This is a genomic window from Pseudomonas sp. MWU15-20650 (assembly GCF_023242475.1).
Lineage (GTDB): Bacteria > Pseudomonadota > Gammaproteobacteria > Pseudomonadales > Pseudomonadaceae > Aquipseudomonas.
In genome coordinates, this window is the sequence record NZ_JALJFG010000073.1 from 1 (window position 1) to 1,773 (window position 1,773).

Sequence of the window (1,773 nt, forward strand, 5' to 3'; positions counted from 1 at the left end):
CTGGCCGCAGGCGTCGTAGCCATAGCGCAAGGTGCCCCAGCCTTGGTGCTCGGCGGTGAGGCGGTTTTGGCGGTCGTATTCGTAGGCCAGCGCCCAGTGACCGTCGTCGACGCTGAGGAGGTTGCCTTGGCGGTCGTAGGTGTATTCAACCGTGCTGCCATCCGGCAGGGTTTTTCGTACGAGGCGCCCGGCGTGGTCGCGCTCGTAACGGGTGACGAGCTGACTGCCATCGTCGCCGTGTTCGGTCTTTTCCAGCAGGTTGCCGTTGAGGTCGTAGGCGTAGGCGGTGCGCTGGCCGTCGAAGCCGGTTTCTTGCCGGATCAGGCCGTTGGGGTGGTAATCGAGCTGGTAGGTTTCGCCGACTTCATTTTCGATCTCGGTCAGCAGCAGCCGGACGTTGTCGTAGCGGTACTTGACCTGGGTACCGTCGGCGTTGAGACGGCGGCTGATCAGGTGCAGGCCGTCGGCGTATTCGTAGCGGGTGACGTGGCCGAGTTCATCGCGCTCGGCGATGATTTTTCCGTAGGGGTTGTAGCTGAATTCGCGGCAAGCACCGCCAGGCAAGACCAGGCGAGTCAACCGACCGACACTGTCCCAGTGATACTGGGTCAGCGCGCCGTGCTCATCCTCACGGGAAACCTGTCGCCCCAGGTCGTCATAGCGATAACGCTTGATCCCGCCAGTGGGCAATTGCTCCTCAAGCAACTGCCCACGTTCATTCCACACCAGCCGATGACAGCTGTGGTCGGGGTACCCAACCCCGGTCAGTTGCCCGTGTTTGTTGTAGCTGTAGTCCGTAACCTGCCCATCGGGATCGGTCCTGCGCGTAACATCGCCCTGGTCATTACGCTCATATTTCCAGACCGCTTCACCACGCCGTACAACCCGTACGAAGCCGTTGTCATGCTCGTAGGAGGTCGGCTCATCCTCCCCGGGAAATAACGCCACCAAGCGCCCGGCGGCGTCGTACTGATACGCCGTCACCGCGCCCAGCGGGTTTTGCTCGACGGTCAGCCGGCCTTTTTCATCGTAGGATTTGAAATGCTCGGCGCCATCGGGATCGATGCGCTGTACCAACCGCGCCCGGTCGTCGTGAACGTAGACTTCCTGGCTGCCATCGGCGTTATGCACGCTGACGCGGCCGTCATCCCCCCAGGCATAGCGCGTGTCCATCTGCGCAAAGCTGGCCCAGTGGCGGACACAGCGTGCTGCCTTGCCGGCGCGTTCCCATGCCCAATAAAAACTCGCGCCACCGGCCAACTCACGCTCGAGAATGACGTGCTGGTCGTCGTACCGATAACGCTCGCTTTCACCGACGGCATTGGTCGCGCACACCAGTCGTCCAGCGTCGTCATAGGTGTAGGAAACGATGTTCTGCTCGGTGACCCACTCGTAGGGTTCACGGCCTTTGGCGCGATGAACCTGGTAGTCCACCGCGACGATGCGACCCCACTCATAGCGCAGCAGCAACGAACGACCGACGCCGTTGTCCAGCCGCTCAATGCGCCCGGAACGATCACGGACAATGCGCAGGCGGTTGTCATACGCATCGCTGATCGCCGTCAGCACACCGTCGCGAAAATGGTAGAAACGCGACGCCTGGGCCAGCACCAGCTCATCGGGCAGGGCGCCCAAGTAAATCGCCGCTTCGGCCAGGCTATTGGTGATCGCCGGCCGCGAGGCGCTAGGCAATGGGAACTCAGTGCGGCGATTTTCGTGATCGGTCCACACCACCGAGTCACCAGAAACAACAAGCCTGTGCGCCAGCGCATG

Annotated in this window: 1 pseudogene; it reads right to left on the minus strand. The window is 62.0% G+C overall.

Going from position 1 to position 1,773, the window contains the following annotated elements:
• Window positions 1-1,773, minus strand: a pseudogene (locus M5B43_RS27135) (type IV secretion protein Rhs); the annotation flags it as partial.